Annotated in this window: 10 protein-coding genes; all 10 read left to right on the top strand. The window is 44.3% G+C overall.

Features of this window, described 5'->3' with window-relative positions:
* Positions 1 to 154: 154 nt before the first annotated feature.
* The 10 genes from rpoB to EVU92_RS02555 all read left to right on the top strand — a co-directional run bounded on the left by rpoB (position 155) and on the right by EVU92_RS02555 (position 18,617).
* The gene (rpoB, locus tag EVU92_RS02600) at positions 155 to 4,180 is read left to right on the top strand and encodes a DNA-directed RNA polymerase subunit beta (protein ID WP_130049899.1); all 4,026 of its coding nucleotides are present in this window, start codon (positions 155 to 157) and stop codon (positions 4,178 to 4,180) included.
* Positions 4,181 to 4,277: 97 nt separating this feature from the next.
* Positions 4,278 to 8,450 (top strand): DNA-directed RNA polymerase subunit beta', encoded by a 4,173-nt coding sequence (gene rpoC / locus EVU92_RS02595; protein WP_130049898.1) that lies wholly within the window; start codon positions 4,278 to 4,280, stop codon positions 8,448 to 8,450.
* 193 nt (positions 8,451 to 8,643) lie between these two features.
* A complete protein-coding gene (rpsL, locus tag EVU92_RS02590) occupies positions 8,644 to 9,018 on the top strand; it encodes a 30S ribosomal protein S12 (protein WP_002958885.1) in 375 nt (124 codons plus the stop codon).
* A gap of 97 nt (positions 9,019 to 9,115) precedes the next feature.
* Entirely contained in the window at positions 9,116 to 9,586 is a 471-nt protein-coding gene (gene rpsG, locus EVU92_RS02585; protein ID WP_054554834.1) for a 30S ribosomal protein S7, read from the top strand.
* A 27-nt stretch (positions 9,587 to 9,613) separates the two neighbouring features.
* Positions 9,614 to 11,728 carry an elongation factor G gene (gene fusA / locus EVU92_RS02580; protein WP_130049897.1) on the top strand — a complete coding sequence of 705 codons (2,115 nt, stop codon included), beginning with the start codon at positions 9,614 to 9,616 and terminating at the stop codon, positions 11,726 to 11,728.
* A 60-nt stretch (positions 11,729 to 11,788) separates the two neighbouring features.
* Positions 11,789 to 12,973 carry an elongation factor Tu gene (gene tuf, locus EVU92_RS02575; protein ID WP_054564107.1) on the top strand — a complete coding sequence of 395 codons (1,185 nt, stop codon included), beginning with the start codon at positions 11,789 to 11,791 and terminating at the stop codon, positions 12,971 to 12,973.
* A 476-nt stretch (positions 12,974 to 13,449) separates the two neighbouring features.
* Positions 13,450 to 15,039 (top strand): alkaline phosphatase, encoded by a 1,590-nt coding sequence (locus EVU92_RS02570; RefSeq protein ID WP_130049896.1) that lies wholly within the window; start codon positions 13,450 to 13,452, stop codon positions 15,037 to 15,039.
* 11 nt (positions 15,040 to 15,050) lie between these two features.
* Complete coding sequence (locus tag EVU92_RS02565; RefSeq protein WP_130049895.1) at positions 15,051 to 16,847, top strand: alkaline phosphatase; 1,797 nt, start codon at positions 15,051 to 15,053, stop codon at positions 16,845 to 16,847.
* A 73-nt stretch (positions 16,848 to 16,920) separates the two neighbouring features.
* A complete protein-coding gene (locus tag EVU92_RS02560) occupies positions 16,921 to 17,637 on the top strand; it encodes a hypothetical protein (protein ID WP_130049894.1) in 717 nt (238 codons plus the stop codon).
* 185 nt (positions 17,638 to 17,822) lie between these two features.
* Positions 17,823 to 18,617, top strand: a complete 795-nt coding sequence (locus tag EVU92_RS02555) for a VOC family protein (protein WP_130049893.1) — start codon at positions 17,823 to 17,825, stop codon at positions 18,615 to 18,617.
* Positions 18,618 to 18,724 lie beyond the last annotated feature (107 nt).

Genomic DNA, 18,724 nt, shown 5'->3' with positions numbered 1-18,724 from the left:
TCTCTTTACTTTCAAGTTGTTACCTTAATCGGTGTTGAAAGTGGCAGAGCAAAATAGAACAACAATTTAATGTTGTACATCTTGGCATAGATGCCAGTTAAGTCTGTTCTTACAAGAACAGGTCGGGTCAAAGATCAGCAAGCTGAGGAACCCCATGGCTTACTCTTATTCTGAAAAGAAACGTATCCGTAAGGATTTTGGTAAACGTCCACAAGTTTTGGATATACCTTTCTTACTGTCGACGCAGTTAGAATCGTTTAAAAAATTCTTAGTCCCTGACGCTGATGGCGATCACGGTTTGGAAGCTGCATTCCGTTCTGTGTTTCCTATCAAAAGCTACTCGGGAAATTCTGAGCTTCAATACGTAAGTTATCGTATTGGTGAGCCAGTATTCGATGTAAAAGAATGTCAAATTCGCGGTGTGACTTATTCTGCTCCACTTCGCGTAAAATTGCGTCTTGTGGTGATGGACAAAGAAGCACCAGGCACAGTTAAAGACATTAAAGAGCAAGAAGTTTACATGGGCGAAATTCCGCTCATGACTGATACCGGTACCTTTGTTATCAATGGTACAGAGCGTGTTATCGTTTCTCAGCTACACCGTAGCCCTGGTGTATTCTTTGATAACGACCGCGGTAAAACTCACTCGTCAGGTAAAGTGCTTTATAACGCGCGTGTAATTCCTTACCGTGGTTCATGGTTAGACTTCGAGTTTGATGCAAAAGATAACCTTTATGTACGTATTGACCGTCGTCGTAAATTACCGGCGTCAATCATCTTACGTGCACTAGAGTACTCAACGGATGAAATCCTAGAGATATTCTTCGATACAACTACGTTTGAAGTTGCTGACGGTAAAGTTCTTATGGAACTTGTTCCTTCGCGCTTACGTGGTGAAACTGCCGCTTTTGATATCAAAGGCGAAGACGGTGAAGTCCTTGTTGAAGCGGGTCGTCGTATTACTGCGCGTCACATCAAGAACATCGAGAAAAAAGGTATTAACCAATTAGAAGTACCGCATGAGTACATCATTGGTCGTGTTATAGCTAAAAACTATGTTGATGAGTCAACAGGTGAGATCATCGCAAACGCGAATGACGAGCTATCACTTGAGCTAATGGCTGAATTGGTTAAAGCAGGTCACACTAAGATTGATACTCTATATATCAACGAAGTTGACAGCGGCGCCTACATGTCAGATACATTACGTATCGACACAACAAGCAACCGTTTAGAAGCATTAGTAGAAATTTATCGCATGATGCGCCCAGGCGAGCCACCGACGAAAGACGCGGCTGAAGCCTTATTTGATAACTTGTTCTTCTCTGACGAGCGTTACGATTTATCAACAGTTGGTCGTATGAAGTTCAATAGCCGTGTAGGTTATGACTCAGATACTGGCCCTGGCACATTATCGAAAGAAGACATCGTAGCTGTTATGAAAGTGCTTATCGCTATTCGTAACGGTGTTGGCGATGTTGATGATATCGACCACTTAGGCAACCGTCGTATCCGTAGTGTTGGCGAAATGGCTGAGAACCAATTCCGCGTTGGTCTAGTACGTGTTGAGCGTGCTGTACGTGAGCGTTTAAGCTTAGGTGACCTTGACGCTGTAATGCCACAAGATCTTATTAACGCTAAGCCTATTTCGGCAGCGGTTAAAGAGTTCTTTGGTTCATCTCAGTTATCACAGTTCATGGACCAAAATAACCCGCTTTCAGAAGTAACGCATAAGCGTCGTATTTCTGCATTAGGTCCGGGTGGTTTAACACGTGAACGCGCTGGCTTCGAAGTTCGAGACGTTCACGTAACTCACTATGGTCGTGTATGTCCAATCGAAACGCCTGAGGGTCCAAACATCGGTCTAATTAACTCACTGTCTACGTACGCACGTACTAATGACTATGGTTTCTTAGAAACACCTTACCGTAAAGTGGTAAACGGTGTAGTTACTGATGAAGTAGATTACTTATCAGCCATTGAAGAAGGTCAGTTTGTTATCGCTCAGGCGAACTCAAACTTGAACGAAAACAATGAGTTTGTTGATGAACTAATTCCATGTCGTCACAAAGGTGAATCAACCTTTATGGGCAAAATGGACCAACAATATATGGACGTATCACCACAACAGGTGATCTCTGTAGCGGCAGCACTTATCCCGTTCCTAGAACACGATGATGCTAACCGTGCATTGATGGGTTCAAACATGCAACGTCAAGCCGTACCAACTCTTATCGCGGACAAACCGCTGGTAGGTACAGGTATCGAGCTTACACTAGCGAAAGACTCTGGTGTAACTATCGTTGCTAAGCGTGGTGGTGAAGTAATGTATGCGGATGCAAGCCGCATCGTTGTAAATGTACATGAAGATGAGCGTGTTCCTGGTGAAGCGGGCATCGATATTTACAACCTTACTAAATACACTCGCTCAAACCAAAATACATGTATTAACCAAAAACCAACTTGTATGGTTGGTGAGCCGGTAACACGTGGTGACGTATTAGCAGATGGTCCTTCGACTGACCTTGGTGACTTAGCACTTGGTCAAAACCTTCGCGTGGCATTCATGCCATGGAACGGTTATAACTTCGAGGATTCAATCCTACTATCAGAGCGCGTAGTTCAAGAAGATCGTCTAACGACTATCCACATTCAAGAACTACAATGTATCGCACGTGATACTAAATTAGGTCCAGAAGAGATCACAGCAGATATTCCTAACGTAGGTGAATCTGCACTAGGCAAGCTTGATGAGTCAGGCGTTGTTTATATCGGTGCTGAAGTTAAAGGCGGCGATATCCTAGTAGGTAAAGTGACTCCGAAAGGCGAAACGCAATTAACACCAGAAGAAAAGCTACTACGTGCTATCTTCGGTGAGAAAGCGTCAGACGTTAAAGACAGCTCTTTACGCGTACCAAACTCTGTAACTGGTACTGTAATCGACGTACAAGTTTTCACCCGTGACGGTGTTGAAAAAGATAAGCGTGCGTTAGAAGTTGAAGACATGCAGCTTCGCGAAGCGAAGAAAGACTTCAACGAAGAGTTCCGTATCTTAGAAGCAGGCGTATTAGAGCGTGCTCGTAAGTTACTTGTTGACGCTGGTCTGAACGCAGATTCAATTGCATCACTAAATGCTGAAAAGCTGCTTACTCAAAGCCTTGCTGAAGAAGATAAGCAAGCTGAACTTGAGCAGCTAGCCGCTCAGTACGATGAGCTTAAAGCTGAATACGATAAGAAGTTTGAAAACAAACGTCGTAAGATCACTCAAGGTGACGACTTAGCACCAGGCGTACTTAAGATTGTTAAAGTATACCTAGCTGTTAAACGTCGTATCCAACCGGGTGATAAGATGGCGGGTCGTCACGGTAACAAAGGTGTTATCTCGACTATCGTACCAGTAGAAGATATGCCATACGATGACAAAGGTCGTACGGTAGACATCGTTCTGAACCCGCTAGGTGTACCATCACGTATGAACATCGGTCAGATCCTAGAAACTCATATGGGTCTTGCTGCACGTGGTGTGGGTGAGCGCTTAGAAGAAATGATGAAAGAGCAGCGTGAACTGCACGAAATCCGTAGCTTCGTTAAGAAAGTTTACGAATTAGGTGATTGTCGTCAGAAAGTCGATATCGACTCGTTCTCTGATGATGAAGTTCGTCGCTTAGCTGAAAACTTGAAAGGTGGTTTACCGATCGCAACTCCAGCCTTTGATGGTGCTCGTGAAAGCGAAATCAAAGACTTACTTGAGCTTGGTGGTTATCCAAGAAGCGGTCAAGTTACACTTTATGATGGCCGTACTGGCGATCAGTTCGAACGTCAAGTAACTGTTGGTTACATGTACATGTTGAAACTTAACCACTTGGTTGATGACAAGATGCACGCACGTTCAACTGGTTCTTACAGCCTTGTTACTCAGCAGCCGCTGGGTGGTAAAGCTCAGTTCGGTGGCCAGCGTTTCGGTGAGATGGAGGTGTGGGCACTAGAAGCTTACGGTGCTGCATATACTCTACAAGAAATGCTAACAGTGAAATCGGATGACGTGAATGGTCGTACTAAGATGTATAAGAACATCGTAGATGGTAACCATAAGATGGAACCAGGTATGCCAGAATCGTTCAACGTATTGTTGAAAGAAATCCGCTCACTGGGTATCAACATCGAGTTGGAAGAAAATTAAGCCATTTAGGTGCGGCGTAAGCCGCACCTGTTAGGCCGAATAGAATGTAGGGGCGATTGTTTCGCCCTCAAGATTAACCTCCGACAGGAGAGCTAAGGTGAAAGACTTACTTAAGTTTCTGAAGCAACAAAATAAGACCGAAGAATTCGATGCAATTCGCATTGGTCTTGCTTCGCCAGATATGGTTCGTTCATGGTCATACGGTGAAGTAAAGAAACCTGAGACAATCAACTACCGTACTTTCAAGCCTGAGCGCGACGGCTTATTCTGTGCCCGTATTTTCGGCCCAGTGAAAGATTATGAGTGTTTATGTGGTAAATATAAGCGCCTTAAGCACCGTGGTGTTATTTGTGAAAAGTGTGGCGTTGAAGTAACGCTAACTAAAGTGCGTCGTGACCGTATGGGTCATATTGAGCTTGCGAGCCCAGTTGCGCACATTTGGTTCTTAAAATCATTACCGTCACGTATCGGCTTAATGCTAGACATGACACTTCGTGACATCGAGCGCGTACTTTACTTCGAATCATTCGTAGTAACTGAGCCTGGTATGACAACGCTTGAGCGTGGTCAGCTTTTAGGTGAAGAAGAGTACTTAGATGCACTTGAAGAGCACGGTGATGAGTTTGAAGCGAAGATGGGTGCTGAAGCAGTATTAGACTTGCTTCGTGAACTTGATCTTGGCCAATTAATTGCTGAAATGCGTGAAGAGTTACCAACAATTAACTCTGAAACTAAGCGTAAGAAGATCACTAAACGTCTTAAATTAATGGAATCTTTCCACCAATCAGGTAACAACCCTGAGTGGATGATCATGACAGTACTTCCAGTACTTCCGCCTGATCTACGTCCATTAGTACCACTAGACGGTGGTCGTTTTGCGACTTCTGATCTGAATGACCTTTACCGTCGTGTTATTAACCGTAATAACCGTCTTAAACGTCTATTAGATCTAGCAGCACCAGACATTATCGTACGCAACGAAAAACGTATGTTACAAGAAGCGGTAGATGCGCTACTTGATAACGGTCGTCGCGGTCGTGCGATTACAGGTTCTAACAAACGTCCTCTGAAATCGCTTGCTGATATGATCAAAGGTAAGCAAGGTCGTTTCCGTCAGAACTTACTTGGTAAACGTGTAGATTACTCTGGCCGTTCTGTAATCACAGTAGGTCCTACGCTTAAACTACACCAGTGTGGTCTTCCTAAGAAGATGGCACTTGAGCTATTCAAACCATTTATCTACGGTAAATTAGAGCGTCGTGGCATGGCTACGACTATCAAAGCTGCTAAGAAGATGGTTGAGCGTGAAGTAGCAGAAGTATGGGATGTATTAGACGAAGTAATTCGTGAGCATCCAGTATTACTGAACCGTGCACCAACACTTCACCGTTTGGGTATCCAAGCGTTCGAACCTGTGCTTATCGAAGGTAAAGCGATTCATTTACACCCATTAGTTTGTGCGGCATACAACGCTGACTTCGATGGTGACCAAATGGCGGTACACGTACCGTTAACGCTTGAAGCACAATTAGAAGCACGTGCTCTAATGATGTCTACTAACAACATCCTATCTCCAGCGAATGGTGAGCCAATCATCGTTCCTTCACAGGACGTTGTATTAGGTCTTTACTACATGACTCGTGATCGCATCAATGCGAAAGGCGAAGGTATTGTATTTAAAGATCCTAAAGAAGCTGAAAAAGCATACCGCAGCGGTAACGCTGAGTTACATGCACGCGTAAAAGTACGTATCAGCGAGACAATCAGTAATGAAGATGGTGAAACAGTTGAGCAAGTATCTATTGTTGAAACAACAGTAGGTCGTGCGATCCTTTCACTAATCCTACCTAAAGGCATGCCGTTTGAGTTAATCAACCAAGCCCTAGGTAAGAAACAAATTTCTGGCTTATTAAACGAGTGTTACCGTCGTCTAGGTCTTAAAGATACAGTTATCTTTGCTGACCAAGTAATGTACACCGGTTTCCACTACGCAATGAAGTCAGGTGTTTCAATCGGTATCGATGACTTAGTTATCCCACCGGTTAAAGCAGAAATCATTGAATCAGCGGAAGCTGAAGTAACTGAAATCAACCAACAATTCCAATCAGGTCTTGTAACGGCTGGTGAAAAGTACAATAAAGTTATCGATATCTGGTCACGTGTAAATGAAAACTTATCACGTGAGATGATGGCGAACTTATCAAAAGACACTGTAATCAACGCTAAAGGCGAAGAAGAAGAGCAATCTTCATTCAACTCAGTGTTTATGATGGCAGACTCAGGTGCACGTGGTAGCGCCGCTCAGATCCGTCAGTTAGCGGGTATGCGTGGTCTAATGGCACGTCCAGATGGTTCAATCATCGAGACACCAATCACGGCGAACTTCCGTGAAGGTCTAAACGTACTACAGTACTTCATCTCAACGCACGGTGCGCGTAAAGGTCTTGCCGATACAGCACTTAAAACAGCAAACTCGGGTTACTTAACGCGTCGTCTAGTAGACGTTGCACAAGATTTAGTAATCAATGAAGACGATTGTGGCACAGAAGATGGCTTAACAATGAAACCGCTTATCGAGGGTGGTGACGTTGTAGAAGCGCTTCGCGAACGTGTTCTTGGTCGTGTTGTTGCTGAAGATGTATTAATTCCAAATACTAACGAAGTACTTGTTGAGCGTAATATCATGCTTGACGAAAAACTGTGTGACCTTCTAGAAGAGCATTCAGTAGATGAAGTACGCGTTCGTTCAGTAATCACTTGTGATAATGACTTTGGTGTATGTGCTAAGTGTTACGGTCGTGACCTTGCACGTGGCCACATCATTAATCCAGGTGAGTCAGTAGGTGTTATCGCGGCGCAATCAATCGGTGAGCCGGGTACACAGCTTACGATGCGTACCTTCCACATCGGTGGTGCAGCATCTCGAGCGTCTGCTGAAAACAGTGTACAAGTTAAAACTAACGGTACATTGAAGTTACACAACGCGAAGTACGTATTAAACACAGACGGTAAGATTGTTATCACGTCTCGTTCAACAGAGATCACTATCATCGATAGCTTTGGTCGTGAGAAAGAGCGTTATAAAGTACCTTACGGTGCGGTGTTATCTGTACAAGATAATGCAGAAGTTCAAGGTAACGATATCGTTGCAACTTGGGATCCGCATAGTCACCCAATCGTTCTTGAGCATAAGTCAAAAATCTCGTTCAGCGACATTGATGACTCAAATACCGAAGCACAAACAGATGAGTTAACTGGTTTAACTCGTGTGGTTGTTAAAGACTTAGGTAAAGCAAATGCGAAAGAACCTAAACTAATCATCGAAAGCGATGAGCGTGGTCTGCAAGAAACACGTCTACCTTCATTCACAACGATTGAAGTAACCGACGGTGCAACTGCAAACCCAGGTGACGTACTTGCACGTATTCCGCAAGAAGGTTCGAAGACTCGTGATATCACGGGTGGTCTACCTCGCGTAGCTGACTTATTCGAAGCACGTAAACCGAAAGATCCTGCAATCCTTGCAGAAATCACAGGTACTATCAGCTTCGGTAAAGAAACAAAAGGTAAGAAGCGTCTTGTAATCACTCCAGCTGAGGGTGACGCATACGAAGAGATGATTCCTAAATGGCGTCAACTTAACGTGTTCGAAGGTGAGCAAGTGTCTAAAGGTGAGGTTATCGCCGATGGTCCAGAGTCACCACATGACATCTTACGCTTACGTGGTGTAACTCATGTAGCTAACTACATCGTTAACGAAGTGCAAGAGGTTTACCGCTTGCAGGGCGTTAAGATCAATGACAAGCACATTGAGACAATTATTCGTCAGATGCTACGTAAATGTATCATCCTTGACGGCGGTGACACTGAGTTCTTAGCCGGTGAACAAGTTGAAGTGGCACGCGTTAACATCGCGAACCGTGAACTTGAGAAACAAGGTAAGATCCCAGCGAAGTTTGAAATCCAGTTAATGGGTATCACTAAAGCGTCACTTGCAACAGAATCTTTCATTTCTGCAGCATCATTCCAGGAGACAACTCGTGTCCTAACTGAAGCAGCTGTAAATGGTAAGAGCGATGAACTTCGTGGTCTGAAAGAGAACGTAATCGTGGGTCGTCTGATCCCAGCTGGTACAGGCTTTGCGTATCACCAAGACCGTTTGAATCGTCGCAAGCAAGGTGAAATCGTTGAAGAGCAAACAGTAAGTGCTGAAGAGGCGACTCAAGCACTAACTGACGCACTTAACGCAGATATCTCTGGAAACCAATAATCTCAGCTTAATCAATAGATTAAGAAATCGTAAGGCAGTTATCTTCTGCCTTACGATGAGTTAAGGTTGACAGGTTAAACTTTGCTCATTAAAATTCCGCCACCCATTTGCCTGCACGTTTTGTAACGAGCATGTAAACAGGGCGGATTTTTTTATTTTTTCAGTAGTAATTTTAATTTCAGGAGCTATTTAAATGGCAACTATTAACCAGCTAGTGCGTAAGCCACGTCGTAGCAAAGTTACTAAAAGTAACTCAGCTGCACTTAAAGCTTGTCCGCAAAAGCGTGGTGTATGTACTCGTGTATATACAACTACACCTAAGAAACCAAACTCTGCATTACGTAAAGTAGCGCGTGTTCGTTTAACTAACGGTTTCGAAGTAACATCTTACATCGGTGGTGAAGGCCACAACTTACAAGAGCACAGTGTAATCCTTATCCGTGGTGGTCGTGTTAAAGACTTACCAGGTGTGCGTTTCCACACTGTACGTGGTGCACTTGACTGTGCAGGCGTTAGCGACCGTCGTCAAGCTCGTTCTAAATACGGTGCTAAACGCCCTAAGGGCTAATGGTTCTCCGTTAGTAAGGCCAAGCACTAAATTTTTAAATTAATTGTTTTGGGTATTGACTCTAAAAGAGCAAACCTGAAGATACCGGAGATACAAAATGCCTAGAAGACGCGTAATAGGTCAACGTAAAATTCTTCCAGATCCTAAGTTCGGATCGGAACTTCTTGCTAAATTCGTTAACGTAGTAATGTTAGACGGCAAGAAATCTACTGCTGAAAAAATCGTTTATGGTGCGTTAGACGTGGCTGCTGAGAAATCAGGCAAGTCGCACCTTGAAATCTTTGAAGCTGCACTTGAAAACGTTCGCCCACAGGTAGAGGTTAAATCTCGCCGTGTTGGTGGTTCAACGTACCAAGTACCAGTTGAAGTACGTCCAGTACGTCGCAACGCATTAGGTATGCGTTGGTTAGTAGACGCTGCACGTAAGCGTGGCGAAAAATCTATGGGCTTACGTTTAGCTCAAGAAATCGTTGACGCTGCTGACAACAAAGGCACTGCGGTTAAGAAACGTGAAGACGTTCACCGTATGGCTGAAGCGAATAAAGCATTCGCTCATTACCGTTGGTAATCTGCCCTTAACCTTTAAGAGGATCATATGGCACGTACAACTCCACTTGAGCGCTATCGCAATATCGGTATTTGCGCTCACGTAGATGCAGGTAAAACCACCACAACAGAACGTGTTCTGTTCTACACAGGTCTTTCTCATAAGATCGGTGAAGTACATGATGGTGCTGCAACTATGGATTGGATGGAGCAGGAACAAGAGCGTGGTATCACAATCACTTCTGCTGCAACAACGTGTTTCTGGAAAGGGATGGACGCTCAATTTGACGACCATCGCATCAATATCATTGATACTCCAGGACACGTAGATTTCACTATCGAAGTAGAGCGTTCTTTACGCGTACTAGATGGTGCGGTAGTTGTTCTTTGTGCTTCATCTGGTGTACAGCCGCAAACTGAGACAGTTTGGCGTCAAGCGAACAAATACGAAGTTCCTCGCATGATCTTCGTAAATAAAATGGATCGCACTGGCGCTGACTTCTTAACTGTTGTGGACCAGGTGAAATCTCGTCTTGGAGCAACGCCTGTTCCAATTCAGCTACCAATTGGTGCTGAAGACGACTTTAAAGGTGTTATTGACCTTATTAAGATGAAAGCCATTAACTGGAATGCCGAAGATCAAGGCATGACTTTCTCTTATGAGGCCATTCCGGCAGAGCTTCTGGAACTTGCAGAAGAATGGCGTTCTCACATGGTTGAGAGCGCTGCTGAAGCATCAGAAGAACTAATGGACAAATATCTAGAAGGTGAAGACCTGACTGAAGCTGAAATTAAAGCAGCTTTACGTCAGCGCACATTAGCTAACGAAATTGTTCCAATGACGTGTGGTAGTGCATTTAAAAATAAGGGCGTTCAAGCTGTGCTTGATGCTGTTATCGAATATATGCCTGCTCCAACACAAGTGAAACAAATCCAAGGTATCGTTGAAGATGGTACTGAGGAAGAACGTCCTGCTGATGACAACGCACCGTTTGCCGCACTTGCTTTTAAGATTGCGACAGACCCGTTCGTTGGCACCTTGACCTTCTTCCGTGTTTACTCTGGTACTGTTAAACAGGGTGACGCGGTATACAACCCAGTTAAAAGTAAGCGTGAGCGACTTGGTCGTATCGTTCAGATGCATTCAAACTCACGTGAAGAGATCAAAGTAGTCTACGCAGGCGACATCGCAGCGGCTATTGGTCTTAAAGACGTAACAACAGGTGAGACACTGTGTGATCCGAACTCAGTCATTACGCTTGAGCGTATGGAGTTCCCTGAGCCAGTTATCTCTGTTGCGGTAGAGCCTCGCACAGTAGCTGACCAAGATAAGATGGGAATCGCGCTAGGTAAACTAGCGGCAGAAGATCCATCTTTCCGAGTACAAACTGACGAAGAATCAGGCCAGACTATTATTTCTGGCATGGGTGAACTTCACCTTGATATCATTGTCGACCGTATGAAGCGTGAATTCAGTGTTGAATGTAACGTTGGTAAGCCACAGGTAGCATACCGTGAAGCTATCCGTTCAGCTGTTGAAGTTGAAGGGAAGTTCGTACGTCAATCAGGTGGTCGTGGTCAATATGGTCACGTCTGGCTTAAACTTGAACCGATGGATATTTCGGAAGATGATGCGCCAATTTATGAGTTCGTTAACGAAATCGTTGGTGGTTCTGTTCCTAAAGAATACATCCCTGCGGTAGACAAAGGTATCCAAGAGCAAATGACTCAAGGTGTACTGGCAGGCTACCCATTACTTGGCGTTAAAGCGACTCTGTTTGATGGTTCATTCCATGATGTAGATTCGAATGAAATGGCATTTAAGATTGCAGGTTCAATGGCGATGAAGAAAGGTGCGCTTGAAGCAAACCCAGCTCTTCTAGAACCAGTAATGAAGGTTGAAGTTATCACTCCTGAAGAAAACATGGGTGATGTAGTTGGTGACTTAAACCGTCGCCGCGGCATGATCGAAGGCATGGAAGAAGCATTCGGTGGTCTTAAGCAAATTAATGCGCAAGTACCACTTTCTGAAATGTTTGGTTATGCAACTGATCTGCGATCTGCAACACAAGGCCGTGCATCATACTCTATGGAGTTTTTGAAGTATGCAGAAGCCTCTAAGAATGTTGCAGATGCAATAATTGCAGCTCGCGCTGTTATATGATTTAGCTTGTCTGGCCCAATAGTGGGTCAGGCGTTAATTTCTTTATAGGAATTTTTTAAGATGGCAAAAGAAAAGTTTGAACGCGTAAAACCGCACGTAAACGTTGGTACAATCGGCCACGTTGACCACGGTAAAACAACTCTAACAGCAGCAATCACAAACGTACTTGCAAAAGTATACGGTGGTGTAGCTAAAGACTTCGCATCAATCGATAACGCTCCAGAAGAGCGTGAGCGTGGTATCACAATCTCAACTTCACACGTTGAGTACGATACTCCTACTCGTCACTACGCACACGTAGACTGTCCAGGACACGCCGATTATGTTAAAAACATGATCACTGGTGCTGCTCAAATGGACGGCGCAATCCTAGTAGTTGCTGCGACTGACGGTCCTATGCCACAAACTCGTGAGCACATCCTACTTTCTCGTCAGGTTGGTGTACCTTACATCATCGTATTCATGAACAAATGTGACATGGTTGACGACGAAGAGCTACTTGAGCTAGTTGAGATGGAAGTTCGTGAACTTCTTTCAGAGTACGACTTCCCAGGTGATGACTTACCACTAATCCAAGGTTCAGCGCTTAAAGCGTTAGAAGGCGAGAAAGAGTGGGAAGACAAAATCGTTGAGCTTGCAGAAGCACTAGATTCTTACATCCCAGAGCCAGAGCGTGACATCGATAAGCCATTCATCATGCCTATCGAAGACGTATTCTCAATCCAAGGTCGTGGTACTGTTGTAACTGGCCGTGTTGAAGCTGGTATCATCAACGTGAATGACGAAGTTGAAATCGTAGGTATCAAAGAAACTACGAAGACAACTTGTACAGGTGTTGAGATGTTCCGTAAGCTTCTAGACGAAGGTCGTGCGGGTGAGAACATCGGTGCACTTCTACGTGGTACTAAGCGTGAAGACGTTGAACGTGGTCAAGTACTAGCTAAGCCTGGTTCAATCACTCCACACACGAAGTTCACTTCAGAAGTATACGTACTTTCTAAAGATGAAGGTGGTCGTCACACTCCATTCTTCAAAGGTTACCGTCCACAGTTCTACTTCCGTACAACTGACGTAACAGGTGACGTACAGTTACCAGACGGCGTTGAAATGGTAATGCCTGGTGATAACATCAAGATGACTGTAGAACTAATCTGCCCAATCGCGATGGACGAAGGTTTACGCTTCGCTATCCGTGAAGGTGGCCGTACAGTTGGTGCTGGTGTTGTTGCAACTATCGTTGAGTAATATCAACAGATAGAGCTTCACAGCTTATAAAAAGGTCGCCTAGGCGGCCTTTTTTAATATCTGTAGAAAAGCTATCAGCTGTCAGCTTTCAGACGTCAGATTAGATTGAGAGGGTTGTTTAGTGTGGTGTCTCACTCGGCATTTGCCCTGTTCATTCTTAGGGCAGGTTGGTTTGAGTGGAGCGAAGCCCAACACAATCCATGTAAACCTGTTCTCTGATAAACCCGAATCACCATAAATCACTCCCAAGATTAGGCTGACCTAGAACCTCGCTAACTCACACCTAGCAACTAGCCCTATTATTTCCCCTAAAACTAAATACTTACCTTCTTGCATTGCTTGTGCTGTTTCACCATTTCGTCATGAAAAGTCACTTTTTTAGTAACAATGCGTTCTTAGTATTACTGCGCTAATTATCCAAGTGCAGCTTAGTTAGCACTCAAATTCTTAAAATAATGTACTAACGGAACGTAACGATGAAAATTAATAAAATTGCTACTGCAATTGGTTTAACGTTGGCATTGTCAGCCACGGCCAATGCAGGTGTGTTACCAGACAGTCAAAAACAAAATGATTGGTATAGTGCTGCTGAAATAAAATTAACAGAAAAAGAAGCGGCGGCCCAGGTTGAGCAAACGTTTAAAGCTAAAAATGTCATTCTATTTGTTGGTGATGGTATGGGTATTTCAACGCTTACTGCATCGCGTATCATGGCGGGTCAAATGGAAGGTAAGTCGGGCGAAGAAGGCTTATTAAGCTTTGAGGAGTTTCCTTACTCTGCGCAAATCAAAACGTATAACGTTGATGCGCAAACACCTGACTCAGCAGGCACAATGACAGCAATTATTTCAGGCGTTAAAACTGATGTTGGTGTAATTGGTGTAAACGAAAACATCGAGCGTGGCAAGTGTGCAACAGTTGCGGGTAACGAATTAATTACTGCTACAGAGCTTGCGGAAATCAAAGGTCTAGCAACAGGCGTTATTTCAACAGCGCGCATTACACACGCAACACCTGCAGCAACGTATGCAAAATCAGCCGATCGTAACTGGGAAGATGTATCAGACATGCCAGCTGATGCCGTAGAAGCTGGCTGTGAAGACATTGCATCGCAACTCGTTAATTTCGAGAAGAACCTTGAAGCACGCTTCGTAGGAACCGACGTTGATGGTCTTGAGGTGGTGATGGGCGGTGGTCGTCGTCACTTTTTACCGAAAGACGCAGCATTCAACTCAGCTGATGCAGTCAGTGAAGTGGAAGGTGACCGTACGGATGAGCGTGATCTAACTGCTGAATGGCAAGAAATGTACCCTGATGGCAAGTACGTGATGGACCAAGCAGGCTTTGATACGCTTAATGCCGATACAAAACGTGTATTCGCATTGTTCAATGAGTCACACATGCAATATGAAGCTGACCGCGCTAACGATGTAGCGGGTGAGCCGTCATTATCTGAAATGACGGGTAAAGCGATTGATATCTTAAAGAGCAATGAAAAAGGCTTTTTCTTAACCGTTGAATCTGGGCGTATTGATCATGCTCACCATGCGGGTAATGCTTATAACGCGTTAAACGATACCGTTGAATTTGCCAAAGCAGTGCAAACAGCAGTAGAGAATACCAATCCAGAAGAAACTCTTATCCTTGTTACCGCTGACCACAGTCATGTATTTACTATCGCAGGTTATCCAAAGCGCGGTAACCCTATCTTAGGCCAAGTAGTTGCAATAGGTAGCGAAGAGCCAAGCCTTGCTGCTGATGGTATGCCTTACACTACAGTGGGTTATGCAAATGGTTTAGGTTTCCGTGATTTAGGCGATGAGACAGATGCAGATGTATCTTATAACGAAGCAGCATTGGCTGGTCGTGTTGATTTAACGGGGGTTGATACAACGACACCTGGTTATCACCAAGAAGCCACTGTGCCATTAGGTTCTGAAACTCATGCGGGTGAAGATATTTCACTTCATGCAAAAGGTCCAGGTGCGCAATTAGCACAAGGCGTTGTGGAGCAAAACGTAATTTTCCACATCATTAACCAAGCTCTAGAACTAATTGAAGAATAATGGCGACGACGATGAAAAAACTAAATTTAATTTCTCTTGCTGTAGTAGTGGCATTATCGGGTTGTTCTGATGACAATGACAACTCACCAAAAACATTAACCGTTGAAAATACATTAGCTGTTGGTTCTGAGCAGTGCGTAAACGGTGGTACAGCAACCCTAACAGGTGCAGATAGCAATGATAATGGTGAGCTAGACTCAGCAGAAGTAACGGATACAAGCGTTGTATGTAATGCACCGGCAACGTCGTTAACAGCATCGCAATTAGCGCCGTTGACTGATAATGAGTGGTTTAAGTCAGCACAAGTTAAAGTCGCTAACAGCGAAGAAAACATTGCTGCAGTTGTAAAAGAGTCAGGTAAAGCGAAAAACGTGATCCTATTCGTGGGTGACGGCATGGGTATTTCAACGGTCACTGCTGCACGTATCATGGCGGGTCAGCTAGAAGGTAAGCTAGGTGAAGAGCATCAGCTTAGCTTTGAAACACTACCATTCTCAGGTTTTGCTAAAACTTATAACGTAGATGCGCAAACACCTGATTCAGCGGGTACGATGACAGCAATGGCATCGGGCGTAAAAACGGATGCTGGCGTTATCGGTGTTGATGAAGACATCGAGCGCGGTAACTGTGCAACGGTTGCAGGTAATGAGCTAGTAACAGCCACTGAGCTTGCTGAGATTGCAGGTAAGTCGACAGGTATTGTTTCTACAGCGCGGATCACTCACGCAACGCCTGCAGCAACATATGCTAAATCGGCTGACCGTAACTGGGAAGACGTATCAGATATGCCTGAAGCTGCAGTCACCGCTGGCTGTGAAGATATTGCATCGCAATTAATTAACTTTGAAGCGAACCTAGAAGCACGCTACGAAGGGCTAGATGTTGATGGTTTAGAAGTTGTCATGGGCGGCGGTCGTCGTCATTTCTTACCGAAAGACGCAGCTTTTAATTCTGCTGATGCTGTGAGCTCAGTAGAAGGTGACCGTACAGATGGTCGTGACTTAACTGCGGAGTGGAAAGCCAAATACCCTGCAGGTCAATATGTGATGGACCAAGCTGGTTTTGATGCAATCGATGCAGATACAACTGAGCGTGTATTTGGTTTATTCAATGAATCACACATGCAATACGAAGCAGACCGCTCGAATGACGTAGCGGGTGAGCCGTCACTTTCTGAAATGACCGCAAAGGCAATTGATATTTTAGATAACAATGCAAATGGCTTTATGTTAACAGTTGAAGCGGGACGTATTGATCATGCCCACCACGCAGGTAATGCCTATAACGCATTGAGCGACACTGTTGAGTTGTCAAAAGCTGTACAAGTTGCCCTTGATAAGACTAGCATTGAAGACACACTAATCATCGTAACTGCTGACCACAGCCACGTATTTACCATTGCAGGCTATCCAAAACGTGGTAACCCAATTTTAGGTAAAGTAGTACCAGTGGGTAGTGATGAGCCATCACTTGCAGCAGACAATATGCCATACACAACGGTTGGTTATACCAATGGTGGCGGCTTCCGAGATTTAGGCGATGAGACTGATGCTGATGCAGGTTATAACTTTGCGCCAGTAACAGGGCGTGTTGATTTAACTGATGTTGACACAACAACACCAGGCTTCCATCAAGAAGCTGTTGTACCACTAGGCTCAGAAACACACGCAGCAGAAGATGTTGGTGTGTATGCAGTAGGCCCAGGTGCACATTTAGTAACAGGTACTAATGAGCAAAGCCTTATTTTCCATGTTATGGATTATGCCGCTGACCTTGTTAAACAAGCCGATGCTAAATTAGCACAATAATGAGTGCTTGGGAGGCTCTAAGCCTCCCTTACTCAATTAGTTATAAAGTAAACCAAGATAAAAAGAGAATCCCGTGAAAGCAGCCATCTTACTTGCCTCATTACTTAGCCCGCTTGCTGTTGCAGGGCAATGCGATATGAACACCGGTTTTACGCAAGCAGACTATAAAGTCACAACAGATATAGTTGCTAATAAGCAGCATACTGAAAACACCTTTACCCTTTGGCGTACGCCTCATCAGGTGGCTAAGCAGAATTCACAGTTTATTGAGCTATGGCAACAGTTGCGCAATCAACAAATTCGCCCAATTCGTTATTTTCAGCATGCCCAGCGTGGTATTGAGTATCAACCATCGGAAGTGCAAGGTGAACAAGATTGGAGTAGCAAATATCAGCTAGTAAGCGATAAGTTTTTAGCTTCAATGACGCACCAGAAAAGTACGGGTGAAGGCTGTGAGCTAACAGAATATTACACACAACAGCAGGGTGATAGCAAAATAGAGTTAAGCTGGCTTGCCAATCAAAAGTTACTCAAAGCAATTCGTATTTCAACACCCAGCTATAGCCGTGAAATTGTTTTAACAGCCAGCCATCACAATCAGCAAAAAGTGCAGGTAGAATTTGCGAAATGGGATAACTATCAAACGACCGATTACGCAGATATCGGTGATAATGAAAGCGACCCGTTTTTAGCTAAAATGATCAACTTAGGGTTTGTTGAGCATGGTGCAAGCGGATTTTATGATGCGCAAGGTAATCAGCTAAAAGGTGAGCATGGCCATCATCACTAATTAAATATCGCAATGCCGCTTTTTTAGCGGCATTTTTGTATCTGCAACTCAGCGTTGCTAGCGCTACTCATTGCCCTTTTCAGCTAAGATAAAATTATGTGCTTCAACGAAGTGTTGCAACTATTGTCTGGTTTGATTGGTAAATTTTGCGATTGTTGCTTAAGTTTAACCAAGGAGGAACAGCCATGACAAAAATAAATACAAAACACCCCGCAGGTACTTTCTGCTGGGCAGAGTTATGCGCGAAAGACTGGCTAGCTGCGAAGCAATTTTATACGCAATTATTTGATTGGGATTTTGACGACCAACCAATAGGCGAAGATATGTTTTACACCATGCTGCAAAAGCAAGGTGATGATATTGCCGCTATGTATCAACTACCAGCAAGTATGAGCGAGATGCCAACCCATTGGTTATTGTACATTGCTGTTGATGATGTTGATCAAAGCACAGAGCAGGCAAAATCATTAGGTGCAACTGTTTTGGCAGGGCCGCATGATGTAATGAAAGCAGGTCGCATGGTGATGCTACAAGAGCCAGGAGGTGCAACATTTGCCTTGTGGCAAGCTGGTGAGCATATCGGGGCTAAACGAGTGCAAGAGCTTAACCTGCCTTACTGGTTTGAACTTGTGTCGAAAGACATGCAAAAAAGTCGCGACTTTTATTGTCAGTTATTTGGATGGCAGTTTGAGGTGAAACCCATGGAGGGCATGGACTACATCTTATTCACCATTGATGAGCAACCGATAGCAGGCATGCTTGAAATGACCAATGAATGGCCAGATGACATTCCACCCCATTGGATGCCGTATTTTGCCGTAGCAGATTGCGATCAGGCGGTTGCCAAAGCAACGCAGCTTAATGGGGTTATTTGTGTGCCAGCGACAGACATCCCAGATGTTGGGCGCTTTAGTGTTATTACCGATCCACAAGGGGCTGTATTTTCAATTCTTAAATCAACCATTGATGAATTAACTTAACATCTTGGTTTTTGTTAATCTGTCCCAAGGTATATATACACCCAAGCCACCTCAAGATGTTGAAACTCGCACCTTGAGGTGGTTTGGATATAGAAAACCCAACTAAG

The organism is Pseudoalteromonas sp. MEBiC 03485 (assembly GCF_004195145.1).
GTDB classification, from domain to species: domain Bacteria; phylum Pseudomonadota; class Gammaproteobacteria; order Enterobacterales; family Alteromonadaceae; genus Pseudoalteromonas; species Pseudoalteromonas apostichopi.
Note: the sequence above shows the minus strand (reverse complement) of the source record. Positions and strands in the feature narration are given on the sequence as shown.